The organism is Pseudomonas sp. RU47, assembly GCF_004011755.1.
Classification (GTDB): Bacteria; Pseudomonadota; Gammaproteobacteria; order Pseudomonadales; family Pseudomonadaceae; genus Aquipseudomonas.
On sequence record NZ_CP022411.1, the window covers coordinates 431,398 to 458,302 of the forward strand.

At 60.2% G+C, this 26,905-nt stretch carries 25 protein-coding genes; 11 read left to right on the forward strand and 14 right to left on the reverse strand.

Going from position 1 to position 26,905, the window contains the following annotated elements:
* Positions 1-108: 108 nt before the first annotated feature.
* The 3 genes from ubiB to ubiE are packed head-to-tail and all read right to left on the reverse strand — an operon-like array spanning position 109 to position 3,103.
* Positions 109-1,713: a ubiquinone biosynthesis regulatory protein kinase UbiB gene (ubiB, locus tag CCX46_RS01960; RefSeq protein ID WP_102899530.1), complete on the reverse strand. Its 1,605-nt coding sequence runs from the start codon at positions 1,711-1,713 to the stop codon at positions 109-111.
* Positions 1,710-2,333: a ubiquinone biosynthesis accessory factor UbiJ gene (locus tag CCX46_RS01965; RefSeq protein WP_034152973.1), complete on the reverse strand. Its 624-nt coding sequence runs from the start codon at positions 2,331-2,333 to the stop codon at positions 1,710-1,712. The genes ubiB and CCX46_RS01965 overlap by 4 nt, the downstream gene beginning before the upstream one ends.
* Entirely contained in the window at positions 2,333-3,103 is a 771-nt protein-coding gene (gene ubiE / locus CCX46_RS01970) for a bifunctional demethylmenaquinone methyltransferase/2-methoxy-6-polyprenyl-1,4-benzoquinol methylase UbiE (protein ID WP_008080626.1), read from the reverse strand. Before ubiE ends, CCX46_RS01965 begins: the two co-directional genes overlap by 1 nt.
* A gap of 166 nt (positions 3,104-3,269) precedes the next feature.
* On the opposite strand from ubiE, the gene CCX46_RS01975 reads away from it, so the two are divergent.
* From CCX46_RS01975 to CCX46_RS01990, 3 genes are all read left to right on the forward strand, one after another.
* On the forward strand, positions 3,270-3,545 hold the full coding sequence (locus CCX46_RS01975) for a polyhydroxyalkanoic acid system family protein (protein ID WP_077570393.1): 276 nt from the start codon (positions 3,270-3,272) through the stop codon (positions 3,543-3,545).
* A 232-nt stretch (positions 3,546-3,777) separates the two neighbouring features.
* On the forward strand, positions 3,778-4,200 hold the full coding sequence (locus CCX46_RS01985) for a phasin family protein (RefSeq protein ID WP_025110281.1): 423 nt from the start codon (positions 3,778-3,780) through the stop codon (positions 4,198-4,200).
* Between the two features lie 10 nt (positions 4,201-4,210).
* Positions 4,211-5,134 carry a phasin family protein gene (locus CCX46_RS01990; protein WP_095120733.1) on the forward strand — a complete coding sequence of 308 codons (924 nt, stop codon included), beginning with the start codon at positions 4,211-4,213 and terminating at the stop codon, positions 5,132-5,134.
* Between the two features lie 252 nt (positions 5,135-5,386).
* On the opposite strand, the gene CCX46_RS01995 is transcribed toward CCX46_RS01990, so the two are convergent.
* From CCX46_RS01995 to argS, 9 genes are all read right to left on the reverse strand, one after another.
* Complete coding sequence (locus CCX46_RS01995; RefSeq protein WP_127925521.1) at positions 5,387-6,007, reverse strand: TetR/AcrR family transcriptional regulator; 621 nt, start codon at positions 6,005-6,007, stop codon at positions 5,387-5,389.
* 30 nt (positions 6,008-6,037) lie between these two features.
* Positions 6,038-7,720, reverse strand: a complete 1,683-nt coding sequence (gene phaC / locus CCX46_RS02000; RefSeq protein ID WP_127925522.1) for a class II poly(R)-hydroxyalkanoic acid synthase — start codon at positions 7,718-7,720, stop codon at positions 6,038-6,040.
* Positions 7,721-7,859: 139 nt separating this feature from the next.
* On the reverse strand, positions 7,860-8,714 hold the full coding sequence (gene phaZ, locus CCX46_RS02005; RefSeq protein WP_034152967.1) for a poly(3-hydroxyalkanoate) depolymerase: 855 nt from the start codon (positions 8,712-8,714) through the stop codon (positions 7,860-7,862).
* A gap of 146 nt (positions 8,715-8,860) precedes the next feature.
* Complete coding sequence (gene phaC, locus CCX46_RS02010) at positions 8,861-10,540, reverse strand: class II poly(R)-hydroxyalkanoic acid synthase (RefSeq protein WP_127925523.1); 1,680 nt, start codon at positions 10,538-10,540, stop codon at positions 8,861-8,863.
* 258 nt (positions 10,541-10,798) lie between these two features.
* Complete coding sequence (locus tag CCX46_RS02015; RefSeq protein ID WP_161986582.1) at positions 10,799-11,170, reverse strand: gamma-butyrobetaine hydroxylase-like domain-containing protein; 372 nt, start codon at positions 11,168-11,170, stop codon at positions 10,799-10,801.
* Positions 11,171-11,313: 143 nt separating this feature from the next.
* A complete protein-coding gene (gene hslU, locus CCX46_RS02020; RefSeq protein ID WP_064388878.1) occupies positions 11,314-12,651 on the reverse strand; it encodes an ATP-dependent protease ATPase subunit HslU in 1,338 nt (445 codons plus the stop codon).
* A gap of 54 nt (positions 12,652-12,705) precedes the next feature.
* Positions 12,706-13,236 (reverse strand): ATP-dependent protease subunit HslV, encoded by a 531-nt coding sequence (gene hslV / locus CCX46_RS02025; RefSeq protein ID WP_016984593.1) that lies wholly within the window; start codon positions 13,234-13,236, stop codon positions 12,706-12,708.
* A 233-nt stretch (positions 13,237-13,469) separates the two neighbouring features.
* Complete coding sequence (locus tag CCX46_RS02030; protein ID WP_007909385.1) at positions 13,470-14,186, reverse strand: SPOR domain-containing protein; 717 nt, start codon at positions 14,184-14,186, stop codon at positions 13,470-13,472.
* A 1-nt stretch (position 14,187) separates the two neighbouring features.
* A complete protein-coding gene (gene argS / locus CCX46_RS02035; RefSeq protein ID WP_127925524.1) occupies positions 14,188-15,924 on the reverse strand; it encodes an arginine--tRNA ligase in 1,737 nt (578 codons plus the stop codon).
* On the opposite strand from argS, the gene CCX46_RS30990 reads away from it, so the two are divergent.
* The gene (locus CCX46_RS30990) at positions 15,923-16,045 is read left to right on the forward strand and encodes a hypothetical protein (RefSeq protein ID WP_256579857.1); all 123 of its coding nucleotides are present in this window, start codon (positions 15,923-15,925) and stop codon (positions 16,043-16,045) included. The two genes, argS and CCX46_RS30990, sit on opposite strands and share 2 nt — an antisense overlap.
* Before the next feature lie 93 nt (positions 16,046-16,138).
* On the opposite strand, the gene CCX46_RS02040 is transcribed toward CCX46_RS30990, so the two are convergent.
* Positions 16,139-18,358, reverse strand: a complete 2,220-nt coding sequence (locus tag CCX46_RS02040; protein WP_127925525.1) for a primosomal protein N' — start codon at positions 18,356-18,358, stop codon at positions 16,139-16,141.
* A 287-nt stretch (positions 18,359-18,645) separates the two neighbouring features.
* Between CCX46_RS02040 and rpmE the strand changes: the two genes are divergently transcribed.
* The 3 genes from rpmE (at position 18,646) to CCX46_RS02055 (ending at position 21,140) form a co-directional block, all read left to right on the forward strand.
* Positions 18,646-18,873, forward strand: a complete 228-nt coding sequence (rpmE, locus tag CCX46_RS02045) for a 50S ribosomal protein L31 (protein ID WP_016984589.1) — start codon at positions 18,646-18,648, stop codon at positions 18,871-18,873.
* Positions 18,874-18,887: 14 nt separating this feature from the next.
* Positions 18,888-19,688, forward strand: coding sequence for a thermonuclease family protein (locus CCX46_RS02050; protein ID WP_127930345.1), 801 nt, complete (start codon positions 18,888-18,890; stop codon positions 19,686-19,688).
* 183 nt (positions 19,689-19,871) lie between these two features.
* Positions 19,872-21,140, forward strand: coding sequence for a malic enzyme-like NAD(P)-binding protein (locus CCX46_RS02055; RefSeq protein WP_064117089.1), 1,269 nt, complete (start codon positions 19,872-19,874; stop codon positions 21,138-21,140).
* 321 nt (positions 21,141-21,461) lie between these two features.
* On the opposite strand, the gene CCX46_RS02060 is transcribed toward CCX46_RS02055, so the two are convergent.
* Positions 21,462-23,906: a penicillin-binding protein 1A gene (locus tag CCX46_RS02060; RefSeq protein WP_371929253.1), complete on the reverse strand. Its 2,445-nt coding sequence runs from the start codon at positions 23,904-23,906 to the stop codon at positions 21,462-21,464.
* A gap of 219 nt (positions 23,907-24,125) precedes the next feature.
* Between CCX46_RS02060 and CCX46_RS02065 the strand changes: the two genes are divergently transcribed.
* From CCX46_RS02065 to CCX46_RS02080, 4 genes are read left to right on the forward strand one after another with little or no spacing between them, the layout of a single operon-like run.
* The gene (locus CCX46_RS02065; RefSeq protein ID WP_127925526.1) at positions 24,126-25,190 is read left to right on the forward strand and encodes a pilus assembly protein PilM; all 1,065 of its coding nucleotides are present in this window, start codon (positions 24,126-24,128) and stop codon (positions 25,188-25,190) included.
* Positions 25,190-25,756 (forward strand): PilN domain-containing protein, encoded by a 567-nt coding sequence (locus tag CCX46_RS02070; RefSeq protein WP_127925527.1) that lies wholly within the window; start codon positions 25,190-25,192, stop codon positions 25,754-25,756. Before CCX46_RS02065 ends, CCX46_RS02070 begins: the two co-directional genes overlap by 1 nt.
* Entirely contained in the window at positions 25,753-26,376 is a 624-nt protein-coding gene (pilO, locus tag CCX46_RS02075; protein WP_127925528.1) for a type 4a pilus biogenesis protein PilO, read from the forward strand. The genes CCX46_RS02070 and pilO overlap by 4 nt, the downstream gene beginning before the upstream one ends.
* Positions 26,373-26,900, forward strand: coding sequence for a pilus assembly protein PilP (locus CCX46_RS02080; protein WP_127925529.1), 528 nt, complete (start codon positions 26,373-26,375; stop codon positions 26,898-26,900). The genes pilO and CCX46_RS02080 overlap by 4 nt, the downstream gene beginning before the upstream one ends.
* Positions 26,901-26,905: the final 5 nt, after the last annotated feature.

The window sequence follows — 26,905 nt, forward strand, 5'->3', positions numbered from 1 at the left end:
AAACGCAGCTACAAGCTTTGAGCTTCAAGCTGCAAGTAAAAGCAGATTGCGGTGTTCCAGTATCGTCAGGCTTGCAGCTCGCAGCTTATAACTTGCAGCTGATTCGTGCTATCGGCGAACGACCAGATACAAGCCGACTGCCACCATGATTCCCGCAGGCCAATGCCCCAATTCGTGCAGCGGGCCACCGATGGCGAGGATTACCCCGCCGGCCAGATGCGCGCAACCGAGCAGGCGCAGGAACCAGTCGTCCTTGCGTTTATGCCATGGCGGCGGTGGGTCGTAGGCGTGCGGCTGGGACATGCGTTCGAGCAGATCGCGAGCCATGTTGGCCAAATGCGGCAGCTGTTCGAACTGGCTCTGCACGTTGCCGAGCAAGGCTTTCGGGCTGACGCGCTCGCGCATCCAGCGCTCCAGAAACGGCTGCGCGGTGTTCCACAGATCCAGATCCGGATACAACTGGCGGCCGAGGCCTTCGATGTTCAGCAAGGTCTTTTGCAACAGAACGAGTTGCGGCTGCACTTCCATGTTGAAGCGTCGTGCGGTCTGGAACAGACGCATCAGCACCTGGCCAAATGAAATATCTTTTAACGGTTTTTCGAAGATCGGTTCGCACACCGTACGGATCGCCGCTTCGAATTCGTTGAGTTTGGTTTCCGCCGGCACCCAGCCCGAGTCGATGTGCAGTTGCGCCACACGACGGTAGTCACGCTTGAAGAACGCGAACAGATTGCGCGCCAGATAATCCTGATCTTCCGGGGTCAGGCTGCCGACGATGCCGCAGTCGATCGCAATGTATTGCGGGCTCCACGGATTGACGGTGCTGACAAAAATGTTGCCCGGGTGCATGTCGGCGTGGAAGAAACTGTCGCGGAACACTTGAGTGAAGAAAATCTCCACACCGCGTTCGGCAAGCATTTTCATGTCGGTGCGCTGGTCGGCGAGGGTCGCCAGATCCGTCACCTGAATGCCGTAGATGCGTTCCATCACCAGCACTTTCGGCCGGCACCAGTCCCAGTAGACCTGCGGCACGTAGAGCAGCGGCGAACCTTCGAAGTTGCGCTTCAACTGGCTGGCGTTGGCCGCTTCGCGCAGCAGATCCAATTCGTCGTAGATGGTTTTTTCGTAGTCCTGGACCACGTCGACCGGGTGCAGCAAACGCGCGTCGGCCGAGAGTTTTTCAGCGGCGCGGGCGAGGATGAACAGCCACGCCAGATCCTGCGCGATGATCGGCTTCAGACCCGGACGGATCACTTTGACCACGACTTCTTCGCCGGTTTTCAGCTGCGCGGCATGTACCTGCGCCACCGAAGCTGAGGCCAGCGGTTCGACGTCGAAACGGCTGAACACGTCGCTGATTTTCTTGCCCAGCTGTTCTTCGATCAGCTTGATCGACAGCTGCGAATCGAACGGCGGCACGCGGTCCTGCAACAGCATCAACTCATCGGCGATGTCTTCCGGCAGCAGGTCGCGGCGGGTCGAGAGAATCTGTCCGAATTTGATGAAAATCGGCCCGAGATCCTGCAACGCCAGGCGCAGACGCGCGCCCCGGTTCAGCTCCAGCGGCTTGCGCGGGAACCAGCGCCACGGCAGCACATAGCGCAGCGCCAGGAGAAACCAGGGCAGCGGCAGATCGAACAGCAGGTCATCGAGGCGGTAGCGGATCACGACAGACTGGATGCGCAGCAGACGGCGGACGGCGAGCAGCTTCATGCGTTATCGCTTGGGTCGAGGGATCGGGAAAGGCGCTCGAAACGCGCCTCGAGACGTTCCAGATCAAGTTTGATCCGGTCCAGTTCGCTGAACCGCGCTTCGGCTTCGCGCTGCCCGACGAGGGTGCGCGATTCTTCGGCGAGGTATTCGGCGAGGTTCTGGTTGAGGCTGGCAAATCCTTGTTGATACCAGCGTGCGCGGCTGCGCAGGTGGCCTCCGACCAGTTGCGTGGCCACCGGGCCGAGCCAGCGCGAGAGTTCGTACTCCCAGTCGAGCTCAAGATCCTGCAGCACACCGGCCAGCTCCAGCAGCACGCCGCTGTCGCCATCGAGCTCGACTTCCGGGGCGTGCAGCACCGCGGTCTTGTCTTTGCTCACGGCCAGTTTGATCAGGCTCGAGGCCGGCGCACGCAGGGTGCAGTCGACAGCGGTTTCCCAGTGCGAGGCCAGCATCAAACCTTCGTCGCTCGGCAAGATGAACAGTTGCAGCGCCGGGCTGCGGCAGTCGACGGCAATCACCTTGCCGGTCAAATGCGCCAGCCGCGGCAGCGCCGTGCTGTCGAGACGCAGCACCCGGTTGAGGCCGAGTTCAACGCTGGCGAGCAGCCCGGTGAGCAACATCAGGGCTTGATGCCGCGGTGCAGGGCGACGATGCCTGCGGTCATGTTGTGATAGGTCACGCGGTCGAAACCGGCGTCGACCATCATCGACTTCAGGGTTTCCTGATTCGGGTGCATGCGGATCGATTCGGCCAGATAGCGATAGCTTTCCGAGTCGTTGGTGATCAGCTTGCCCATCAGCGGCATGAAGGCGAACGAGTAGGCGTCGTAGGCTTTCGACATCAGCGCGTTGGTTGGCTTGGAGAATTCCAGCACCAGCAAACGACCGCCGGGCTTGAGCACGCGCAGCATCGAACGCAGGGCATCTTCCTTGTGCGTCACGTTGCGCAGGCCGAAGGCGATGGTCACGCAATCGAAATGATTGTCCGGGAACGGCAGTTTTTCGGCGTCCGCCTGAACGAATTCGACGTTGCCGGCGACACCCAGATCGAGCAGACGATCACGGCCGACCTTGAGCATCGATTCGTTGATGTCGGCCAGCACCACCTGACCGGTCGGGCCGACCAGGTGCGAGAATTTTTTGGTCAGGTCACCGGTACCGCCGGCGATGTCGAGCACGCGGTTACCGCTGCGCACACCCGAGAGTTCGATCGCGAAACGCTTCCACAGACGGTGCATGCCGCCCGACAGAAGGTCATTCATCAGGTCGTACTTGGCGGCTACCGAGTGGAAAACCTCAGCGACTTTTTCCGCTTTCTGGCTTTCCGGAACGTTTTTGAAGCCGAAGTGAGTGGTGGGTTCGGCATCGCTGCCTTTGCGCTGATCAGTCATATCGCTGTCACCAAAAGAGAATGCGCGACATTCTAATCCCCAAGCCATGCTTTGTCTTGGAATGGCTAAAGGTAAGATGGGCAACCTTCGGGACGATTTGCCGCAGCGGCGGTCAAGATTTACCGACACATCTTTTTCGCCCCATTCAAAAAGCAGGAGTCAATCAATGGCCAAAATCACTGTTGAGCGTGCCCACAATCTGGGCAAGGAAGCCGCCCGCGAGAAGGCCGACAAGCTGGCGCAAAAACTCTCCGAGCAATACGGACTGGAGCCGCAATGGTCGGGTGACACCTTGAACCTCAAGCGCTCGGGCGTGAAAGGCGCGGTGCATGTGGCGGACGATTCGATCAAGGTCGACGTGGAACTGGGCATCATGATGTCGGCCATGAGCGGCATGATCAAAGCCGAGATCGAGAAGGCCCTCGATAAAGCCCTGGTCTGAAACACGATCCCCTGTAGGAGTGAGCCTGCTCGCGATAGCGGTCTGTCAGTCGACTCCATTTTTGACTGATACACCGCTATCGCGAGCAGGCTCACTCCTACATTTGTTTAGTGGTGCCCCCTCTGTTTATGTCAGTTGTTAGGGTGCCGTTTCTAATTTTTCTGCCTACTTTGTGCCTGAGCCCGACACTTTCGCGGGCAGTTCCTCAAACCTTCTGCGCGTGAGGTGCACCATGGCCAAAGTAATTTTGAAGAAAAAAATCGACGCTTCGACTTCTGCTCTGAGCGACGTCAAATCCTATGCCCGCAAGATCTGGCTGGCAGGCCTGGGTGCCTACGCCAAGGTCGGCCAAGAGGGTAGCGAGTACTTTCAAGAGCTGATCAAGGCTGGTCAAACTGTTGAAAAGAAAGGCAAAAAAGCCGTCACCGAAAAACTCGAAGCGGCCAACGCCGAGATCGATGAAGCCAAGAGCGAAGTGAGTTCTTTCAAAGGTCGTGTCGAAGTTCAACTCGACAAGGTCGAGAAGGCGTTCGACTCCCGCGTAGCAAGCGCCTTGAATCGTATCGGCATTCCGTCTAAACATGACGTTGAGACACTCTCTGCTAAGCTCGATGAGCTGACGGCATTGCTCGAACGCGTCGCGCGTAAATCTTAAGGAGAACGGGATGGCTGGTAAAAAGAACACCGATAAAGAAGGCAGCTCGTGGATCGGGAAAGTCGAAGACTACTCCCGCAAGATCTGGCTGGCTGGTTTAGGCGTGTACTCGAAGATCGACACTGACGGCAGCAAGCTCTTCGATACATTGGTCAAAGACGGCGAGAAAGCCGAGAAGCTCACCAAGTCCGCAGTCGGCAAAAAAGTCGATGCCGCCAAGGACTCCGCTTCTTCGGCCAAGTCGCGCATCAGCGGCGTGAAAGATCGCGCACTGGGCAAGTGGGACGAGCTGGAAGGGGCTTTCGACAAGCGCCTGAACAGCGCGATTTCGCGCCTGGGTGTACCGAGCCGCAATGAGGTCAAGGCACTTAACAGCAAGGTCGACACACTGACCAAACAGATCGAAAAACTCACCGGTCTGAAGGCTCAACCTGTGGCGGCGAAAACCGCTGCGGCAAAACCGGCGGCGAAAACCGCAGCGGCCAAACCAGCGGCAAAATCCGCTGCCAAGCCATTGGCTAAAGCTGCCGCTAAACCCGCAGCAAAAGCAGCGGCCAAGCCTGCAGCGAAAACCGCTGCCGCCAAGCCAGCAGCCAAAGCAGCCGCCAAACCGGTTGCCGCCAAAGCCGCAGCCAAACCGGCAGCAAAACCTGCGGCCAAAACTGCAGCGAAACCAGCCGCCAAGCCAGCCGCGAAAACCGCTGCCGCCAAACCGGCTGCCAAGCCAGCAGCCAAACCGGCTGCGGCGAAAAAACCGGCAGTGAAAAAACCGGCCGCGCCGAAAGCCGCAGCGCCGAAGCCAGCAGCACCTGCTGCAGCCAAGCCGGCCACCCCGGCAGCTCCGGTGAGCGCGTCGAACTCCGCCGCGGCACCGACTCCGGTGGCTACCCCGACTGCTGCATCGACCCCGTCGACGCCAACCAGTCAGTCCTGATTCTTCAGGGCAAAACAAAACGCCCGGCCTGTGAAGGTCGGGCGTTTTTGTATCTGAATTCCAACAGCCCCTCACCCTAGCCCTCTCCCAGAGGGAGAGGGGACCGACCGAGGTGTCTCACGCTATACGCCGACCTGAAAGACCTTATCGATTATGGATTCGGTAACGCACTGCAGGTCGGCGTACTTCTACAGCATCCCCCAATCAGTCCCCTCTCCCTCCGGGAGAGGGCTAGGGTGAGGGGCTTTTGATTCAGTCATGGTCTTCAAGATACTGAAGAGCCATCCGCTCCGTGGCGACCTTCACCGGCGGCAGCAGATGCGGCGCCACCAGCATCATGATCTGATAAACCACCAGCCTCACTTCCCCCTCACGATCCAGAATCCGCTGATAATCCAGCGAAAACAGCAACGTCATGGTGATCTGCTCCACCAACTGCCCCAACGCCTGCGTATCACTGACCAACTGCCCCGCAGCCTTCAACCGCGCCAACAACGACGCCAGCGTGCGCTTCAACGCATTGAGCAGATGTCGAATCCCCTTGGCCAGCTTCGGCAAGCGCCCGGCGAGGTTCGACAGGTCCTGAAACAGAAAGCGGTACTGCGCCAGCCGCTCGACGATCAAATGCAGAAACAGCCAGTAATCTTCCGGCGCCAACTCCACATCCGATGGTGGATCAAGCAGCGGCGCCAGTTCATTCTGGAAGCGGTCGAACAACCCGAGAATCAGCGGTTCCTTGCCGTGAAAGTGGTAGTAGAGGTTGCCCGGGCTGATCCCCATTTCGTTGGCCACCTCCATGGTGGAGACGTTCGGCTCGCCCTTTTCGTTGAACAATTGCAGAGCACATTCGAGAATCCGGTCGCGGGTTTTCATCCAGTCTTCTTAGAAAAGTTCGGTTAAGCGTCAGCGCACACGCACGTAAGTACCGGGCGCGGCCTCCATCGGGGGATAGTTCGGATTGCCGAGGGTGAACGAGGTTTCGTGCTGGGCGCCGGAGCGTTGCTGAATCCACTCCAGCCACTGCGGCCACCAACTGCCATCGACGTGCTTGCCGTCGTAATACCAGGCGCGCGGGTCGCTGCTCATCTTGCCGTTTTCGACGTACGCGGCTTTCGGGTTGCTCGGCGGGTTGAGAATGCTCTGCACGTGGCCGCTGTTGGACAGCACGAAACGCCGGTCACCGCCAAGCAGCAGGGTCGAGCGATACACCGCATCCCACGGCGTGATGTGGTCGTTCATACCGGCGACACTGAAACTGTCGACGGTGACTTTTTGCAGGTCGATCGGCGTGCCGCACACTTCCAGTCCACCCGGATGGGTCAGTGGGTTGTGCTTGAAGAAGTCCAGCAGGTCACCATGAAACGCTGCGGGCAGACGCGTGTTGTCGTTGTTCCAGTAGAGAATGTCGAAGGCTGGCGGTTCTTTGCCCAACAGGTAGTTGTTGACGAAGTAGCTCCAGATCAAATCGTTGGGGCGCATCCAGGCGAAGATCCTGGCCATGTCGCGACCGTCGAGCACGCCTTTCTGATAGGAACGGCGCTTGGCGGCTTCAAGGGTCTGTTCATCGGCGAATAGCGTGGCCGGGGTTTCGATCTGGCTGTCGAGCAGGCTCACCAGATAGGTCGCGCTGGAGACGCGGCGCAGTTGCCGTTTGGCCTGCAAATGGCCTTGCAGGGCGGCAATGGTCAGGCCGCCGGCGCAGGCGCCCATCAGGTTGACCTCGCGGGCGCCGGTGATCGCCCGGCAGATGTTCATCGCTTCTTCCACCGCTTCGACGTAGGTCGACAGGCCCCATTCGCGATGGCGCACATCCGGGTTGCGCCAACTGATCATGAAGGTCTGCAAGCCGTTCTTCAGGGCGTACTGGACGAAGCTGTTATGTGGGCTTAGGTCGAAAATGTAGTACTTGTTGATTTGCGGCGGCACCACCAGCAGCGGCTTGGCGTACTGCTTTTCGCTCATCGGCTTGTACTGGATCAGCTCAAGCAGATCGTTGCGGAACACCACCGAGCCGGTGGTGGTGGCGACGGTCTTGCCGACCTCGAAAGCCTGTTTGGTCACCTGGCGCGGCAGGCCGTCGTTGTGCAGCAAATCATCGAACAAATGGCTGAGGCCGCGCACCAGACTGTGCCCACCGGAGTTGAACAGCTCCTTGACCGCCAGCGGGTTGAGCAGGGTGTTGGACGGCGCCACGGCGTCGTTGAGCAGGGTGAAAGCGAAGTGCGCGCGGGCGCGATCGTCATCGCTCATGCTGCTTTCGTCGATCCAGCTTTTGACCTGCTTCTGCCAGGCCAGATAAGCCTGCAGGCTGCGCCGGTAAAACGGGTTCAGGCTCCACGCGGGATCAGCGAAACGGCTGTCGTTCGGATTGGTCGGGTGCAGGGTTTCGCCGAGCAGCACGCGGCCCAATTGACCGCCGAGTTTCAACGCGTGCTTCGCACTGTGAATCGGATTGCGCAGGCCATGGGCGGCGACGCTGCGCAAGGTCGAGATCAGGTCCCGGCCACGCAGACCGGTGATCGCACTTTGTGCGTTGATGAACACGGCGGGGCTGGGCACTACGCCCGTCGCTGGTTTGTCGCGCATGACTCAACACTCCTTCGTCTTCAGGTCAAAAACAAACTCACCGAACCAGAACACCATAGACGCTGTTGCGGGTTGCTGCCTGCGCGGCGTCCTGCCGCGCACTCTTTCTTAAAGCACTGCATAAAGCCTGCCGACGAAGTTAACCGCCGAGCGGTGTCGGATGCGGGTGCATTACTGCACGCTGACGTTCCTCCTGGAGAAACTTCATGATGATCGGCGCCACCGCTTCGGCGCGGGTAATCAGGAACAGATGACCGTCGTCGATGATGTGCAGTTGGGCGTTGGGAATGCGCCAGGCGAGCATGCGCATGTTGATCAGCGGGATCAGCGGATCGTCATCGCCGGCCAGCACCAGCGTCGGCTGATGGATCTTGTGCAGCCAATGAATACTCGTCCAGCCAAGGCCAGCGAAAAGTTGCCAGTAATAGCCCAGCTTGCCCGCCGAACGGACTTTAGCCGCGTGGCTGGCGGCCAGGGTCGGATCGCGGCGGAACGAGCCGCCGTAGATCAGCGGGGCGATGCGGATCACGTGGGAAGGCTGAATGTAGCGCCGCGGACTGGCCATCATCCACAGCACTTTCGGTTTGCCCGGCACCATCACGGCACCGGCCGCGGTCGCCGCCAGCACCAGTTTCTTGCAGCGCTCGGGGTAGTCGTAGGCGAACTGCTGCGCGAGTGCGCCACCCCACGACACGCCGATGACGTTGACCTGGCCGTAGTCGAGGTAATCGAGCATCCGTGACGTCAGCTTGGCCAGCCCGGGAAAGCGATACGGACGGTTCGGCGTCGAGGAACCGCCGACACCGGGCACGTCGAAGGCGATCACTTCCAGATCCGGGTCCAGCGCCGCGACAAACGGAAACACCAGCTCCAGGTTGGCGCCGATGCCGTTGAAAATCAGCAAGGGCGTCAAGTGAGGCTTGCCGGGGCGTACCGCCGTGCGGAGGGTCTGGCCATCCAGATCGACGGTACGGAATATGAACGGTTGCGGCATGCTTCAGGCCCTGTGGATTTCAAGTACACCCCGCCCCTGTGGGAGCGAGCCTGCTCGCGAAGGCGTCGTGTCAGCCAACATCGATGTTGATTGAATGAGCGCTTTCGCGAGCAGGCTCGCTCCCACAATGACAAGGTGGGTGTCAGTTACCGCTCGTGAACGTAAGTGCCCGGCGAGGCTTCACCGGCCGGATACGCCTTGTTGCCCAGTTTCACCGGGGCCTTTTTCAGGTTGCCCGAGCGCTCGGCCTGCCACGTCTGCCAGTACAGCCACCAGGAGTCGGTGTGCTTGGTCGAGTTCTCTTGCCATTCATCGGCATTGGCAGCCACTTCTTCGCTGGTCATGTAACGCGATTTCGGGTTGCCCGGCGGGTTCAGAATGCTCTGGATATGCCCGCTGCTCGACAACACGAATTCCACCTTGCCACCGAACAACTGCGCCGACTTGTAGCAGGACTTCCACGGGGTGATGTGGTCATTGGTGCCGGCCAGCGAGAAGATGTCGGCCGTGACCTGCTTGAGGTCGATCGGCGTGCCGCACACTTCCAGTGCATTCGGGCGGATCAGTGGGTTGTTTTTGAACATCTCGATCAGGTCGCCGTGGAACGCGGCGGGCAACCGGGTGGTGTCGTTGTTCCAGAACAGGATGTCGAACACCGGAGGCTCGTTGCCGAGCAGGTAGTTGTTGACCCAGTAGTTCCAGATCAGGTCGTTCGGGCGCATCCAGGCGAAGACCTTGGCCATGTCTTTGCCTTCGAGCACGCCGGCCTGATACGAATGGCGCTTGGCGGTCTCCAGGGTCTGCTCGTCGACGAACAGGGCGACGTCGCTGTCCAGGGTGGTGTCGAGCACGCTGACCAGCAGCGTGAGGGCATTGACCTTCTTCTCGCCGATCGCCGCGTAGTGGCCGAGCAGGGCGGTGCAGGTGATGCCACCGGAGCAGGCGCCGAGCATGTTCACGTCTTTGCTGCCGGTGATCGCGGTGACCACGTCGACGGCTTCTTTCAGCGCATCGATATAGGTCGACAGGCCCCATTCGCGCTGGGCCTTGGTCGGGTTGCGCCAACTGACGATAAACGTCTGCACGTTATTGCGCAGGCAGAAGCGCGCCAGACTCTTGTCCGGGCTCAAATCGAATACATAGAACTTGTTGATCTGCGGCGGCACCACCAGCAAGGGACGCTCGTGGACCTGCTCGGTGATCGGCTTGTACTGGATCAGTTCCAGCACGTCGTTGCGAAACACCACCGCGCCTTCGGTGACACCCAGGCTCTTGCCGACCTCGAACGCGCCCATGTTGACCTGGCTCGGCATGCCGCCGTTGTGTACCAGATCCTTGGCCAGATGCGAGAGGCCATCGAGCAGGCTTTTGCCGCCGGTTTCGAAAAAGCGTTTTACCGCGGCCGGGTTGGCAGCAGTGTTGGTCGGGGCCATGGCTTCGGTCATCAGGTTGATGACGAAGTGGCCGCGCGCGATGTCCTTGGGTGACAGGCTGCTGTCGTCGATCCAGGCGTGGAGTTCCTTGCGCCACGCCAGATAAGTTTGCAGATAACGTTTGTAGAGCGGGTTCTGGCTCCACGCAGGATCAGCGAAGCGACGGTCATCGCCAGCCGGTTGCAGTTCGGATTTGCCGAACAACACGTTCTTCAGTTCGAGGCCGAAATGGGTGACGTGTTTGACGCTATGGATCGGTTGTTTAATGGCCTGTTTCAGCACCATACGAGCAGAGGCCAGCAGATCCTTTCCGCGTAGCCCAACGACGGGATTAAGCCCCAGGGTGTTTTCCGAGGCTTGGTACTTCAGGTCATCGTTATTCTTGTTACTCATCTACGACGCTCCATTGTCCTGAGACGAGTACCCGGTTTTCTGCTGTGCAGTTCCACAGCCAATGCCAGGTACTACTGCTCGGGTGACCGTTAATTCTGCATAGCTGCTTTACAGTCGTAGAGCACTGCAGGGAACTTGCCAGCTCCATTGGTTACCCGAGTTTAATTTTTTTCGCAAGCGGGCCGATCCTCGGCCACACAGCAGAGCATTCAAACAGATGAATTTAGAAAATGCCCTCTAATGAGCGCAAGGCACGGGCTAGAGCATCAGCTTGACGACTGACTCGTTCGGATCGCGGGTCTTGCCCGCCGCTTTGAGCTCGGCCAGATAATCGGCCCAGAGTGCGTCATGACGTCGCCCCAGCTCGTAGAGATAATCCCAGGTGAACAAGCCGCTGTCGTGACCGTCGTCGAAGGTCAGTTTCAGTGCGTAGTGACCGGCCGGTTCCAGCTTGCTCAGACCGACGTTGAGCTTGCCGAATTGCAGGATCGGTTTGCCGTGGCCCTGGACCTCGGCGGAGGGGGAGTGCACGCGCAGGAATTCGGCGGGCAGGGTGTATTCCTCGCCGGACGCGTAGGTGAGCGTCAGGGTTTTCGAGGCTTTGTGCAGTTTGATGTCGGTGGGGATCATGAGCAGGTATCCGTCTGGTGCGGAACCTTGTGGGAGCGAGCCTGCTCGCGAAAGCGGTGGTTCAGTCAACACAAGGGTTGAATGTACTGCCGTCTTCGCGAGCAGGCTCGCTCCCACAGTTCCATTACATCTGTAAGTATGGCTTACAGGATATAACGGGACAGGTCTTCGTTCTGCGCCAATTCGCCGAGGTGGCTGTTGACGTATTCGGCGTCGATCAGAATCGGCTTCTCATCGTGCGTGCTGGCCAGATCGCCGGCGCTGAACGACACCTCTTCCAGCAGACGCTCAAGCAGCGTGTGCAGACGACGGGCACCGATGTTCTCGGTCTTCTCGTTGACCTGCCAGGCGATCTCCGCCAGACGCTTGATGCCTTCCGGCTGGAACTGGATGTTCAGGCCTTCGGTCTTCAGCAGCGCGCAATATTGCTCGGTGAGCGAAGCGTGCGGTTCGCTGAGGATGCGTTCGAAGTCCGACGGGCTCAGCGCTTTGAGTTCGACGCGGATCGGCAAACGACCTTGCAGCTCAGGCACCAGATCGCTCGGCTTGCTCAGGTGGAACGCGCCGGATGCGATGAACAGGATGTGGTCGGTCTTGACCATGCCCAGTTTGGTGTTGACGGTGCAGCCTTCGATCAGCGGTAGCAGGTCGCGCTGTACACCTTCACGGGAGACATCGGCGCCGCCGACGTTGCCACGCTTGGCGACTTTGTCGATCTCGTCGATGAACACGATGCCGTGCTGTTCAACCGCTTCCAGCGCCTTGGCTTTCAGCTCTTCTTCGTTGACCAGACGCCCGGCTTCTTCGTCGCGCACCAGCTTCAGCGCTTCTTTGACCTTGAGCTTGCGCGCTTTCTTTTTGCCCTTGCCCATGTTGGCGAACAAGGACTGCAACTGGTTGGTCATCTCTTCCATGCCAGGCGGCGTGGCGATTTCGATGCCGGCGACTTCAGCGACTTCGATCTCGATTTCCTTGTCATCCAGCTGACCTTCGCGCAGGCGCTTGCGGAACAGCTGACGAGTGTTGGAATCGCTGCTCGGCGCTTCTTCATTGCTGAAGCCCATGCGGGCCGGCGGCAGCAGTGCGTCGAGGATACGATCCTCGGCGGCGTCTTCGGCGCGATGGCGCACGCGGGTCATTTCCTGCTCGCGAAGCATCTTGATCGCGGCGTCGGCCAGATCACGGATGATCGATTCGACGTCACGGCCAACGTAGCCGACTTCGGTGAACTTGGTCGCTTCGACTTTGATGAACGGCGCGTTGGCCAGTTTCGCCAGACGACGGGCGATTTCGGTTTTACCGACACCGGTCGGGCCGATCATCAGGATGTTCTTCGGGGTCACTTCAACGCGCAGCTCTTCAGGCAGCTGCATGCGGCGCCAGCGGTTGCGCAGGGCAATCGCGACGGCGCGCTTGGCATCGTCCTGGCCGATGATGTGGCGGTTGAGTTCGTGGACGATTTCGCGGGGAGTCATGGACATAGTAATTGACGGTCCTCAAGCAGAAACAAGCCGTGGCACAGGGCCGCGTCAGGCTTATTCAGCGAGATCCTGCTCCTCAATGGTCTGAGTGTGGTTGGTGAATACACAGATGTCGCCGGCGATGCCGAGGGCGGTTTCGACGATTTCGCGGGCCGACAGGTCGGTCTTTTTCAACAGGGCACTGGCCGCAGCCTGCGCGTAACCGCCGCCGGAACCCATGGCGATCAGGCCATCTTCGGGTTCGACCACGTCACCGTTGCCAGTGATGATCAACGAGGCGTCCTTGTTGGCGACCGCGAGCATAGCTTCGAGGCGGCTCAGGGAGCGGTCGGTGCGCCATTCTTTGGCGAGTTCGACAGCGGCGCGCACCAGGTGGCCCTGATGTTTTTCAAGCTGGCCTTCGAAACGTTCGAAGAGGGTAAAGGCGTCAGCGGTGGCACCGGCAAAACCGGCGATGACCTGGCCGTGGTACAGGCGACGGACTTTTTTCGCGTTGCCTTTCATCACGGTATTGCCGAGAGAAACCTGGCCGTCGCCGCCCATGACGACTTTGCCGTGACGGCGGACTGAAACGATGGTGGTCAAGGGAAGAGTCTCCACACAGCGGGGCGAAAGTGCCTTATGCCCATTCATATGGGGGTGCTGGAGAGGATTTCAACCGTAGCGCAGGAGATGGGACGAGCGGTGTCTTGTATTTTGATCGTTCCCACGCTCTGCGTGGGAATGCAGCCCGGGACGCTCCGCGTCCCTTCACTGCTGGGACGCAGAGCGTCCCTTGAGGCGTTCCCACGCAGAGCGTGGGAACGATCGGCCGAGCGTCAGCGGCTCTGGCGTTGTTGTAACAACAGGTTGCTGAAGCCGGCGCCGGCCAGTTGTTTCTGCGCAGTGGTCAGTTGTTCACGGTTGCTGAACGGGCCGACCAGTACGCGGTACCAGGTTTCATCCTTCACTGTGCCGGATTCAACCGCTACGGCCTGACCGAGCAGAATGATCTGCGCGCGGACTTTGTCGGCATCGGTTTCCTTGCGGAACGAACCCGCCTGCAAGAAGAACTTGGTCACCGGCGCCGCCTTGCTCACCGGTGGCGCTGGCGGTGGGGTAATCCCGGCCAGTGCTGCCTGAGCGCGCGCCGTGTCGATCTTCGCCGCTTCCGCCGGGGTCACCGGCGTGGTCGGGATGGCCGGCACTTGTGGCGTCGGCAAAGTCTTCTCCGGCACGGCGTCCGGCGGCACGATCACTTCCGATTCCGGCAGCAAGGTGTAGAAGTCGTACTTCGGCTTCACCGGTTGCGTCGGGCTCGGCGGGGTCTTGTTGGCCTCGGCGATCTTCGACGCTTTCTGCTGTTGTGCCTGTTCGACCTTCTCGCGCTTGACCGTATCGCTGCCCTTGCCCGGCTCGAGCTTCATCAGAAACACGATGAACGCGCCGACCGTGAGGCCGATGGCCATCCACAGCCAGCCCGGAATCGGTTGCTTCGCAGGAGCTTGGTAACGGCTGGCGCCACGCTTGGGTGCAGGTTTTTTCTTGGCGGCCAACTTACATACGCTCCAGAGTTTCCAGACCCAACAGCTCCAGGCCTTGCTTGAGGGTGCGACCGGTCAGCGCGGCCAGGCGCAGACGGCTCTGCATCTGGGCCGGGGTTTCGGCAGCGAGGATCGGGCAGTTCTCGTAGAAGCTGGAGAACAAACCGGCAACGTCGTACAGATAAGTGCAGAGAATATGCGGCGTGCCTTTTTCAGCGACGCCGTTCAGCACTTCGCCGAACTGCGCCAGTTTCGCCGCCAGCTCTAGTTCGTGTTCCGCCTCGAGCACGATTTGGCCATCGACTTCGCTGAAGTCCTTGCCCAATTTGCGGAACACACCGGCCACACGGGTGTAGGCGAATAGCAGGTACGGCGCGCTGTTGCCTTCGAAATTCAGCATCAGGTCGAAGTTGAAGCTGTAGTCGCTGGTGCGGTGCTTCGACAAGTCGGCGTATTTCACCGCGCCGATGCCGACGACTTTGGCGATGTTGCGCAGCTCGTCTTCGGCCAGCTCCGGGTTTTTCTCTTTCACCAGGCTGTAGGCGCGTTCCTGCGCTTCGGTCAGCAGGTCGATCAGCTTCACGGTGCCGCCGTCACGGGTCTTGAACGGACGGCCATCGGCGCCGTTCATGGTGCCGAAGCCCATGTGTTCCATCTCCATCGGATGGGTGACGAAACCGGCCTTGCGCGCCACGGCGAACACTTGCTGGAAGTGCAGAGCCTGACGCTGATCGACAAAGTACAACGCGCGATCGGCTTTCAGCTTGCCGCTGCGGTAGCGCACGGCGGCCAGGTCGGTGGTGGCGTACAGGTAACCGCCGTCAGCCTTGACGATGATCACCGGCAGCGGGTCGCCGTCGGCGTTCTTGAACTCGTCGAGGAACACGCACTGCGCGCCGTTGCTTTCGACCAGCATGCCGGCAGCTTTCAGATCGTTGACCACGTTGATCAGGTCGTCGTTGTAGGCGCTTTCGCCCATCACGTCGGCCATGGTCAGTTTGACGTTGAGCAGTTCGTAGATCTTCTGGCAGTGCGACAGCGAGATGTCCTTGAACTTGGTCCACAGCGCCAGGCACTCGGCATCGCCCGCCTGCAGCTTGACCACCAGACCACGGGCGCGGTCAGCAAACTCTGCGGATTCGTCGAAGCGCTGCTTGGCGGCGCGGTAGAAGTTTTCCAGGTCGGACAGCTCGTCGCTGGTGATCGGGTTTTCCTGCAGATACGCCATCAGCATGCCGAACTGGGTGCCCCAGTCGCCAACATGGTTCTGACGGATCACTTCGTCGCCGAGGAATTCCAGTACGCGGGCCACGCCGTCGCCAATGATGGTCGAGCGCAAGTGGCCAACGTGCATCTCTTTGGCCAGGTTCGGCGCCGACAGGTCGACCACGGTGCGCTGCGCCGGGCCAGCCTTGCGTACGCCAACATGGGCATCAGCCAATGCAGCGTCGAGACGCGAGGCCAGCGCCTGGGTGTTCTGGAAGAAGTTGATGAAGCCTGGGCCAGCGATTTCGGCCTTGGTGACGTTTTCGTCAGCCGGCAGTGCGGCGATGATTTTTTCCGCCAGATCGCGCGGTTTCATGCCCGCAGGCTTGGCCAGCATCATCGCGATGTTGCTGGCGAAGTCGCCGTGGGTCTTGTCGCGGGCGTTCTCCACCTGAATCGCCGGCGTCAGGCCTTCAGGCAACACACCTTCGTTGACGAGTTGGGTGAGGGCTTGTTGGATCAGCTGGCGAATGGTGTCTTTCATGGTCTTCTCTTTCGACCGCAAGCGCGGCGGGCGCATCGATGCGCGGGTGGAAAAACTGGGCATTATCCGTTGCGAAGACGGGCTTGCCAACCTTAGCAGGCAGCTTATGGATATGTGGTGACATTCAGATCAAAAGATCGCAGCCTTCGGCAGCTCCTACACGGGGATACGCATTTTCCTGTAGTAGCTGCCGAAGGCTGCGATCTTTTGATCTTCAATACAAATCGACGGGATCGACATCCAGCGACCAGCGCACCGCCCGCCCGCTCGGCATCTGCTCCAGCACCAGCAACCAGCTCGCCAGCAACCGGTGCAACGGTGCCCGCGCCGTTGCCTGCAACAAAAGTTGCGCGCGATAGCGTCCGGCGCGGCGTTCCATCGGTGCCGGCACTGGCCCGAGCAGTTCAATCCCGCTCAGATTCTGTTCTGCCAACAAGCGCTCGGCCTCGCTGCACGCCTCATCGAGAAAGCCTTCCGCCTGTCCCGGCTTGTGCGCTTCGGCACGCAACAACGCCAGGTGCGCAAACGGCGGTAACCCGGCAGCCCGGCGCTCGCTCAACGCCTGCTCGGCAAAGGCGAAATAACCCTGCTCGGTGAGTTGCACCAATAAAGGATGGTCGGCGAGGTGCGTCTGAATGATCACCTTGCCCGGCTCTTCTGCTCGCCCGGCACGCCCGGCCACCTGCACGATCAACTGCGCCATGCGCTCGCTGGCGCGGAAGTCACCGGAGAACAAACCGCCGTCAGCATCGAGGATCGACACCAGGGTCACCCGTGGAAAGTGATGCCCCTTGGCCAACATCTGCGTGCCGACCAGAATGCACGGCTGACCTTTCTGAATTGTCGCGAACAACTGATTCATCGCGTCTTTGCGTGACGTGCTGTCGCGGTCGACCCGTAGCACCGGGTAATCAGGGAACAGAATCGCCAGGCGTTCTTCTGCGCGTTCCGTGCCCGCGCCCACGGGGCGCAAATCAACCTTGTTGCACTTCGGACACTGGCGCGGTGTGCGCTCGACGTAGCCACAGTGATGGCAACGCAGTTCGCCGTAGCGCTGGTGCACAGTCATCCGCGCATCGCAGCGCGAACACTCGGACATCCAGCCGCAGTCGTGGCAGAGCAACGTCGGTGCGAAACCGCGACGGTTGAGGAACACCAACACCTGTTGCCCATTCGCCAATGTCTGACCGATAGCTTGCTGCATCGGCCCGGAAATACCGCTGTCCAGTGGGCGGCTTTTTACATCCAGACGCAGGAAACGCGGCTGCTTGGCACCGCCGGCACGTTCATTCAGGCGTAGGAGACCGTAACGGCCGGTGTAGGCGTTGTGCAGACTTTCCAGCGATGGCGTCGCAGAACCGAGCACGATCGGGATGTTTTCCTGGCGGGCACGTACCAGCGCCAGATCGCGGGCGTGGTAGCGCAAACCTTCCTGCTGTTTATAAGAGCCGTCGTGCTCTTCGTCGATGATGATCAGCCCGGGATTTTTCATCGGCGTGAACAGCGCTGAACGGGTGCCGATAATAATGTCGGCCTCGCCATCACGTGCGGCGAGCCAGGCTTCGAGGCGCTCGCGATCATTGACCGCCGAATGCAGCAGGGCGATGCGCGCATTGAAACGCTGCTCGAAGCGCGCCAGGGTCTGCGGGCCGAGGTTGATCTCCGGGATCAGCACCAGCGCCTGCTTGCCGGCTTCGAGGGTTTCGCGGATCAGCTGTAAATAGACTTCGGTCTTGCCACTGCCGGTGACCCCGGCCAGGAGGAACGCGTGATAACTGTCGAACCCGGCGCGGATCGCCTCGTATGCGGCGCGCTGTTCGGTGTTGAGCGGCAATTCCGGTTGCGCCAGCCAGTGCTCATGGCGCGCGCCGGGTGCGTGGCGGCGGATTTCCACTTGCACCAGACCTTTGGCCAGCAGTAGATCGAGACTGTCTTTGCTCAACATCAGTTTGCTCAGCAGCTGATGGGCGACGCCGTGCGGGTGCTGGGCCAGCGTCGCGAGTGCTTCGCGCTGGCGCGGTGCGCGGGCAATGCGCGGGTCATCAAGGCTGGCGCCGGGGACGGCTGACCAGAAGCGCTCTTGCCGAGCCTCGGCCAGTTCGCCCTGGCGCAACAGCACCGGCAACGCCCAGCTCAAGGTGTCGCCGAGGCTGTGCTGATAATACTGCGACGTCCACAGGCACAGCTTGAACAGCGCCGGTGGCAGCGGCGGCGTGGCATCGAGCAGGGCCAGCGCCGGTTTGAGTTTCTCCACCGGCACTTCGCTGGTGTCCGTGACCTCGACCAGAATGCCAATCATCTCGCGCCGGCCGAACGGCACCCGCAGGCGCATGCCCGGCTGCAATTGTTCGCGCAGCACGCCGGCCGGCGCCCGATAGTCGAACAGGCGGCGCAGGGGCGATGGCAGGGCAAGGCGCAGAATGGCGTCGGGCACGCGGGGGGATCTCTATCAACAGGCGGGAGGGCTAGGCACATAACCTTGTAGGAGTGAGCCTGCTCGCGATAGCGGTCTGTCATTCAACATTTATGTCGTCTGAAATACCGCTATCGCGAGCAGGCTCACTCCTACAAGGGAATCGCGTATTGGGCCGGGAGCCTAGCAGACGGTCGGTCTCGGTGACAGCTTGCGTGTTTGAAAAGGTCTGGTAGAATCCGCGGCCTAATTACGTGCGGTATTCAACAATAGTGTTGGGTGGCGGCACGCTAGCTGAGGAAGACACCATGAAAGCTGATATTCACCCGAATTACCCAGTCATCGCTGTTACCTGCAGCTGTGGCAACAAGTTCGAAACTCGTTCGACTTTCGGCAAAGCTCTGCCAATCGACGTTTGCAACGAATGCCACCCGTTCTACACCGGTAAGCAGAAGACTCTGGACACTGGCGGCCGCGTTCAGCGCTTCGCAGACCGTTTCGGTGCTTTCGGCAAGAAACCTGCTGCTGCAGAGTAAGGTTGAAGAGCCCGGTGGGCTTTTCCTCGTTGCTGAAAAAGGCGTCCCTCGCGGGCGCCTTTTTTGTGTCTGCGATTTGGCTATCCGGCGCGCAGGCCTTCTGCCCGGTGCCTGCGGGACTGGCCAGCGTCACGGTGCAGCGCGTGGTCGATGGCGACACGCTGCGCCTGAGCGACGGTCGCAGCGTACGCATGATCGGCCTCAACACGCCTGAGCTGGGCAAGCAGGGCCGTGGCGATGAACCCTTCGCCGTGGCGGCGCGAAAACGCCTGCAAGCGCTGATCGATGCCAGCGGCGGACGTGTCGGTTTGCGCCCCGGCAAGCAAGCCAAAGACCATTACGGGCGTACGCTCGCGCATATTTACAGCGCCAGCGGCGCCAATCTCGAAGCGCAAATGCTCGCCGATGGCCTCGGTTTCCAGGTCGCGGTGGCGCCGAATATCGATCTTGTTGCCTGTCAGCAAGCCGCCGAACGCAGCGCGCGAAACACCGGGCTGGGCCTTTGGCGGCAGTCGCCTGTACTGAAAGCGGAGCAGATCCAGCGCTCGGGTTTCGCCGTGATCAGTGGGCGTGTGAGCAAGGTTCAGCGCAATCGCGGTGGAATCTGGATCGAGTTGCAGGACTCGCTTGTATTGCGCGTTGCACCCAATCTGGTCGGACAATTCGACAATGCCCGTTTGCAGGCCCTGAAAGGCAAGCAGGTCGAGGCTCGCGGCTGGATCGTTGATCGTTCCCGGCGCGGTGGATTGCAATCCGGTCAGTCACGCTGGCTACTTCCGTTGACGGATCCTTCGATGTTGCAAACACCGCGCTGAAGAAAAATTGTAGACATTTTTTCTGTCGATTGTGAACAGTCCAGCCCTTGTGCGCCGTGGCTCTTGGCCCAAAGTCGTAGGGCAGGGCGCTTGACAGGGGTGACCGCTCAGTCTTGTGGGGACTTTGCGAGGCGCGTATCCTCGCTGACCAGTCTGTCCAACAGTAAAAAGCGGAATGCCAAAATGTCTGATCTGAAAACTGCCGCTCTCGAATATCATGCCAATCCTCGTCCAGGGAAGCTGAGTGTCGAGCTCACCAAGGCCACTGCTACCGCTCGCGACTTGTCGCTGGCCTACAGCCCCGGCGTAGCTGAACCAGTGCGTGAGATCGCTCGCGATCCTGAACTGGCCTACAAATACACCGGCAAGGGCAACCTGGTTGCAGTCATTTCCGATGGCACCGCGATTCTCGGTCTGGGCAACCTCGGCCCATTGGCTTCCAAGCCAGTGATGGAAGGTAAAGGCGTACTGTTCAAGCGCTTCGCCGGCATCGACGTTTTCGACATCGAAGTCGACTCCGAAAGCCCGCAAGCCTTCATCGACACCGTAAAACGCATCTCCATCACCTTCGGTGGTATCAACCTGGAAGACATCAAGGCACCAGAGTGCTTTGAGATCGAGCGCGCTCTGATCGAGCAGTGCGACATTCCAGTATTCCACGATGACCAGCACGGCACCGCGATCGTGACCGCTGCGGGCATGATCAACGCCCTCGAAATCGCTGGCAAAACCCTGCCAGAAGCGAAAATCGTCTGCCTGGGCGCCGGCGCTGCTGCCATCTCCTGCATGAAATTGCTGGTGAGCATGGGCGCACGCATCGAAAACATCTTCATGGTTGACCGTACCGGCGTGATCCACTCCGGCCGTGACGACCTGAACCAGTACAAAGCGGTATTCGCACACGCTACCGACAAGCGCAGCCTGGCTGACGCACTCGCGGGCGCTGACGTGTTCGTCGGTCTGTCCGGCCCGAACCTGCTGAGCGCTGAAGGCCTGCTGTCGATGGCGGCCAACCCGATCGTGTTCGCCTGCTCGAACCCGGACCCGGAAATCTCCCCGGAACTGGCGCACGCCACCCGTAGCGACGTGATCATGGCCACCGGCCGTTCGGACTACCCGAACCAGGTCAACAACGTACTGGGCTTCCCGTTCATCTTCCGTGGTGCCCTGGACGTTCGCGCCAAGCGCATCAACGAAGAAATGAAAGTGGCTGCGGCCAACGCCCTGCGTGAACTGGCCAAGCTGCCGGTTCCTCAGGACGTGTGCGATGCCTACGGTGGCGCGCCGCTGGAATTCGGTCGTGAGTACATCATTCCGAAGCCAATGGACAAACGCCTGATCACCCTGATCTCCGACGCTGTGGCCAAAGCCGCAATCGAGACCGGTGTGGCGACCCTGCCGTATCCGAAGAACTACCCGCTGAAAAGCGTGGATGACGTGTTCAACGGTTAATTCGTTGTAGCGCTTCAACCAAAAGCCCCGGCTCGTGAGAGTCGGGGTTTTTTATTGCCCGAAGATCAAGAGCCCCCTCACCCTAACCCTCTCCCTGAGGGAGAGGGGACTGACCGTGGAAGATTCGCGAGATACACCGACCTGAAAGTGCATTAGCGCCTATGGATTCAACACAGCACGTTCAGGTCGGCATCACTCACCAGCATCCCCCAATCAGTCCCCTCTCCCTCCGGGAGAGGGCTAGGGTGAGGGGCTCTTGATCCTCAGGCAATAAAAAGCCCCGCACTTCAACCGAAGGCGGGGCTTTTCAATACCGCTGGATCAGAACAAATCGATCGGCGCCTGCTCATCCGCCGGCAGCGGGCTGCCCGGCGCAGTGCCGTTGCCCAGTTCATTCACCGACGGTGGCGTGTCTTCAGACTTGAACAGTTCGAAGTACGCGCCCGGTGTACTTGGTGTCGCCGCACGACCACTGACCGGATCCACGCGCAGGCTCAGCAAACCTTCCGGCTCAGGCTGAACATGCGGCGGCTTGTCCTTCAGCGCGGCCGACATGTAGTTCATCCAGATCGGCAGCGCCACGGTGCCACCGAACTCGCGACGACCGAGACTCTCCGGCTGGTCGAAGCCGGTCCACACCGTGGTCACGTAATCGGCGTTGTAACCGGAGAACCACGCGTCTTTCGATTCGTTGGTGGTACCGGTTTTACCGGCGATATCGCTGCGGCCCATGGCCAGCGCACGGCGACCAGTGCCGAGCTTGATCACGTCCTGCAACATGCTGTTGAGGATGTAGGTGGTACGACCGTCGACAATGCGCTCGGCCACGGCTGGCGCTTGCGGTACGGCAGCGTTGCCCGGCGCTTCACCCGGAACCGGCGCGGCATTGACCGTGAACGACTCAGTGCTCGGCGCAGCGATACCGTCCGTCGCCGAACCACCCTGAGGCACGGTCGGCGGGTTGGCGACGAACAGCGTGTCGCCGTTGCGGCTTTCGATCTTGTCGATGATGTACGGGGTGATCTTGTAGCCGCCGTTGGCGAACGTGCTCCAACCGGTGGCGATCTCCATCGGCGTCAGCGTTGCGGTGCCCAGGGCCAGCGACAGGTTCGGCGGCAGATCCTGCTTGTTGAAGCCGAAACGGGTGATGTAGTCGATGGTCTTGCCCACGCCCATCGCTTGCAGCAAGCGGATCGATACAAGGTTACGCGACTTGTACAGCGCCTCACGCAGGCGAATCGGGCCGAGGAAGGTGTTGGTATCGTTTTTCGGACGCCAGACCTTGTCCAGGTACTCGTCGACGAACACGATCGGCGCGTCATTGACCAAGGTGGCGGCGGTATAACCACTGTCCAGCGCAGCGCTGTAGACGAACGGCTTGAAGCTCGAGCCCGGTTGACGCTTGGCCTGCATCGCGCGGTTGTAGTTGCTCTGTTCGAAGGCGAAACCGCCAACCAGCGAGCGAATCGCCCCGTTCTGCGGATCCAGCGAAACCAGCGCACCTTGTGCCTGCGGGATCTGGCTGAACTTCAACGAATTGTCTTTCTGACGCTGCACGCGAACCAGATCGCCGACCTGCGCCACATCCGACGGCTGACGCGGGTTGGCGCCCATGCTGTTGGTGTTGAGGAACGGCCGCGCCCATTTCATGGTGTCCCAGGCAACGTGTTCCTCGCCAGTGCGGGTCAGCACTTGCAGGCCGTTCTTGTCGACCTGGGTAACGATGGCTGGCTCCAGGCTGCTGATCGTGCGCTGTTTGGTCAGTTCGCTGGCCCAGGCCTCGCGGGTTTTGCCCGGCAGGCGCGACTCGGGGCCACGGTAGCCGTGACGCTGGTCGTAGGTCATCAGGCCTTCGTGCAGCGCGGTGTTGGCCATTTCCTGCAGGTTGCTCGGCACCGTGGTGGTGACGCGGAAACCTTCCGTGTAGGCATCGCTGCCATAGCGGCCGACCATTTCGGCGCGGGCCATCTCGGCGATGTACGGTGCATTCACTTCCGGGGTCGGCACGTGATAGCTGGCGTTCAGCGGCTCGTTGATCGCGGCGGTGTAGTCCGCTTCGGTGATCTTGCCGAGCTTGTACATGCGCCCGAGGATCCAGTCGCGACGCTCTTTGCTGCGCGCCGGGTTGGCCAGCGGGTTGAAGCGCGACGGCGCTTTCGGCAGGCCGGCGATCATCGCCATCTGCGCCAGGCTGACATCGCGGATCGACTTGCCGTAATACACCTGCGCCGCCGCTTCGATGCCGTAGGCGCGGTTGCCCAGATAGATCTTGTTCACGTACAGCTCAAGGATTTCGTCCTTGGTCAGCTGCCGCTCGATCTGCAGGGCCAGAAGAATTTCGGTGGTTTTGCGCGAGAAGCTGCGTTCGCTGGTCAGGAAGAAGTTCTTTGCCACCTGCATGGTGATGGTGCTGCCGCCGGACTGAATGTGTCCGCTTTTGACCAGTTGGGTCGCGGCGCGCATCAGGCTGCTCGGATCGACGCCGTAGTGGTTGGCGAAATTGTCGTCTTCAGCACTTAGTAACGCATTAATGAAATTGGGTGGAATGTCGGCGAAACGGATCGGAGTCCGGCGCATTTCGCCAAATTCTGCGATCAACTTGTTGTCGCTGGAGTAAACCCGCAATGGAATCTGCAACTGAATGCTTCGCAGAGCCTCCACAGACGGCAAACCCGGACTAAGGTAAAGAAACGCGCCGCTGAGACCTAAAAGCAGTCCGCAGAAAACGGCGACGATGGACCAACCGAAAAATTTCAGCAGACGAATCAAGGCGTTTGGACATCCAGGGCAAAGAATGAATTTGGCGACGGGGTTCCGGCTACACACAGAACAGCCCGCGCTTGCAGTAAAAAGCGGAAAAAAACGCTGGGCATTATAAGCACTTTTCTGCTGGGGGCGTCATTTGCGCTTCTGTCAAGACGGGGTGAAGGAACGCAATGCGTATTACAGAGTCCGTAACTCACGGAAAGTCATAGGGAATTGGTAGTGCTGGGACTCTTCAATAAAAAGGCCAATACGTTACTGGGGATCGACATCAGTTCCACGTCAGTGAAGCTGCTGGAACTGAGCCGTCAGGGTGATCGCTACCGGGTCGAGGCGTACGCGGTCGAGCCATTGCCGGCAAACGCCGTGGTCGAGAAAAACATCGCCGAACTCGAAGGCGTTGGCCAGGCCCTGAGCCGAGTGCTGGTCAAGGCGCGCACCGGACTCAAGGGCGTGGCAGTTGCAGTGGCCGGTTCGGCGGTGATTACCAAAATCATCGAAATGGACGCCGGGCTGTCCGATGACGAACTGGAAAACCAGCTCAAGATCGAGGCCGACCAATACATTCCCTATCCATTGGACGAAGTTGCCATCGATTTCGAAGTCCAGGGCGTTTCGCCGCGCAACCCTGAACGGGTCAACGTGCTGCTGGCTGCCTGTCGCAAGGAAAACGTCGAAGTCCGTGAAGCGGCGCTGGCACTCGCCGGGCTGACTGCGCGGGTCGTCGATGTCGAAGCCTATGCGCTGGAACGCTCTTTCGGGCTGCTCGCCACGCAACTGGCGGCCACGCAAGAGCGGCTCACTGTCGCCGTCGTCGATATCGGCGCGACCATGACCACCCTCAGCGTTCTGCACAACGGCAAGATCATCTACACCCGCGAGCAATTGTTCGGCGGGCGGCAACTGACCGAAGAAATCCAGCGCCGTTATGGCCTGACCATCGAGCAGGCGGGGCTGGCGAAAAAGCAGGGCGGTCTGCCCGATGATTACATCAGCGAGGTCTTGCAGCCGTTTCGTGAAGCGCTGGTACAGCAAGTGTCGCGCTCGTTGCAGTTCTTCTTCGCCTCCGGGCAATACAACGCGGTCGACCACATTCTGCTGGCCGGCGGTACGGCCTCAGTGCCGGGGCTGGACCGGCTGATCGAGCAGCGCCTGAAGACGCCGACGCAAGTGGCCAATCCGTTTTCCAATATGGCCTTGAGCAGCAAGGTCAATGCCGGAGCGCTGGCCAGCGACGCGCCGGCCCTGATGATCGCCTGCGGGCTCGCGCTCAGGAGTTTCGACTGATGGCGCGGATCAACCTCCTGCCCTGGCGTGAAGAGCGCCGCGAAGAACGGCGCAAACGCTTCCTGCTGGCCTTGATCGGTGTCGTCGTCGGCTCGGTCGGCGCGGTGCTGATTGCCGACCAGATCATCAGTGCGGCGATTACGCGGCAAGTGGCGCGCAATGATTACATCGGCAAGCAGATTGCCGTGGTCGACGAACGGATAAAACAGATCAGCGATCTCAAGGCGCGTCGCCAGCAACTGGTCGAACGCATGCGCATCATCCAGGATCTGCAAGGCAACCGGCAGATCAGCGGACGAATCTTCGATCAACTGGCGCGTACGCTGCCGGACGGTGTGTATTTCACCGACGTGAAAATGGCCGGCAAAACCCTGTCGATCAGCGGTGCCGCTGAATCGAACAACCGGATTTCCGAGTTGATGCGCAATCTGGACGCCTCCGACTGGTTCGACGCGCCGGGCCTCAACGAGGTGAAGGCGACGACCGAGGGCCAGGTGGATCAGGCCAATACCTTTGAGCTGACGGTACGGCAAACCCAGCCCCGAACCGTGGAGGACGAGCAATGAAGCCGTCCGAATGGCTGGAAAGCTTGCGCGACATCGATTTCAACGACCTCGATACCAGCAACATCGGCTCGTGGCCGGGGGCAGTGAAAGCCATCGCCGGGGCGCTGTTGATGGTGCTGGTGTTGGCGCTTGGCTATAACTTTTTCATCAGTGATCTGGAAAACCAGCTGGATGCCAAGCGCGAAGAGGAGGCTACGCTCAAGGAACAATTTGCCAGCAAGGCGCGCCTGTCAGCCAATCTTGAGCTGTACACCCAGCAAATGAAGGAGATGGAAAATACCTTCGGCGTATTGCTGCGGCAATTGCCCAGTGACACCGAAGTGCCGGGCTTGCTGGAAGACATCACTCGCACGGGGCTGGGCAGCGGCCTGGAGTTTGAAGAGATCAAACTGCTGCCAGAAGTCACCCAGCAGTTTTACATCGAGTTGCCGATTCAGATTACTGTCACCGGTGCTTACCACGACCTCGCCACGTTCGTCAGTGGCGTGGCCGGGCTACCGCGCATCGTCACCCTGCATGATTTCGAACTCGCTCCGGCCAATAAAGACGGCGGGCCGAAGCTGCGCATGAGCATCCTTGCCAAGACCTACCGGTACAACGACAAGGGGCTGCAGAAATGAGCCCGGTTCGTTGCATCGCGTTGGCGATGACGCTGCTCGCGTTGAACGGTTGTGGTGGCAGTGATGACTTCAGCGATCTCGACGCTTACATGAACGAAGTGCGCCTGCGCCCGGCGGGCAGGATTGAACCAACCCCGACATTCCGGTCTTACCCCACATTCACTTACAGCGCGGCCAACCTGCGCAGTCCGTTCTCGCGCCAGGTGCGCGTTGATCTGGCCGGACAGAAACATGGCTCGCGCAACGTCAAACCCGACCCCAACCGGGTCAAGCAATACCTCGAAGGTTTCAATATCGAGCAGTTCGAGATGGTCGGCACGATCTCCAATGTTTCCGGCTCCTTCGCGCTGTTGCGCGGGGCGGGCGGGGTGCATCGGCTGAAAGTCGGCGATTACCTGGGGCGCAATGACGGTCGCATCGTCGCCATCAGCGCCACCCAGGTCGATGTCGTCGAAATCGTCCCCGACGGCGAAGGCGCCTGGCTGGAGCGTCCGCGCACCATTCCTTTGAAAGAGCACTCATAGTGGAA

Bases quoted from the DNA above. Each gene is read 5' to 3' on its own strand.
- ubiB (WP_102899530.1), bottom strand. From the start codon at position 1,713: ATGAAGCTGCTCGCCGTCCGCCGTCTGCTGCGCATCCAGTCTGTCGTG.
- CCX46_RS01965 (WP_034152973.1), bottom strand. From the start codon at position 2,333: ATGTTGCTCACCGGGCTGCTCGCCAGCGTTGAACTCGGCCTCAACCGG.
- ubiE (WP_008080626.1), bottom strand. From the start codon at position 3,103: ATGACTGATCAGCGCAAAGGCAGCGATGCCGAACCCACCACTCACTTC.
- CCX46_RS01975 (WP_077570393.1), top strand. From the start codon at position 3,270: ATGGCCAAAATCACTGTTGAGCGTGCCCACAATCTGGGCAAGGAAGCC.
- CCX46_RS01985 (WP_025110281.1), top strand. From the start codon at position 3,778: ATGGCCAAAGTAATTTTGAAGAAAAAAATCGACGCTTCGACTTCTGCT.
- CCX46_RS01990 (WP_095120733.1), top strand. From the start codon at position 4,211: ATGGCTGGTAAAAAGAACACCGATAAAGAAGGCAGCTCGTGGATCGGG.
- CCX46_RS01995 (WP_127925521.1), bottom strand. From the start codon at position 6,007: ATGAAAACCCGCGACCGGATTCTCGAATGTGCTCTGCAATTGTTCAAC.
- phaC (WP_127925522.1), bottom strand. From the start codon at position 7,720: ATGCGCGACAAACCAGCGACGGGCGTAGTGCCCAGCCCCGCCGTGTTC.
- phaZ (WP_034152967.1), bottom strand. From the start codon at position 8,714: ATGCCGCAACCGTTCATATTCCGTACCGTCGATCTGGATGGCCAGACC.
- phaC (WP_127925523.1), bottom strand. From the start codon at position 10,540: ATGAGTAACAAGAATAACGATGACCTGAAGTACCAAGCCTCGGAAAAC.
- CCX46_RS02015 (WP_161986582.1), bottom strand. From the start codon at position 11,170: ATGATCCCCACCGACATCAAACTGCACAAAGCCTCGAAAACCCTGACG.
- hslU (WP_064388878.1), bottom strand. From the start codon at position 12,651: ATGTCCATGACTCCCCGCGAAATCGTCCACGAACTCAACCGCCACATC.
- CCX46_RS30990 (WP_256579857.1), top strand. From the start codon at position 15,923: ATGGTCTTCTCTTTCGACCGCAAGCGCGGCGGGCGCATCGATGCGCGG.
- argS (WP_127925524.1), bottom strand. From the start codon at position 15,924: ATGAAAGACACCATTCGCCAGCTGATCCAACAAGCCCTCACCCAACTC.
- rpmE (WP_016984589.1), top strand. From the start codon at position 18,646: ATGAAAGCTGATATTCACCCGAATTACCCAGTCATCGCTGTTACCTGC.
- CCX46_RS02055 (WP_064117089.1), top strand. From the start codon at position 19,872: ATGTCTGATCTGAAAACTGCCGCTCTCGAATATCATGCCAATCCTCGT.
- CCX46_RS02070 (WP_127925527.1), top strand. From the start codon at position 25,190: ATGGCGCGGATCAACCTCCTGCCCTGGCGTGAAGAGCGCCGCGAAGAA.
- pilO (WP_127925528.1), top strand. From the start codon at position 25,753: ATGAAGCCGTCCGAATGGCTGGAAAGCTTGCGCGACATCGATTTCAAC.
- CCX46_RS02080 (WP_127925529.1), top strand. From the start codon at position 26,373: ATGAGCCCGGTTCGTTGCATCGCGTTGGCGATGACGCTGCTCGCGTTG.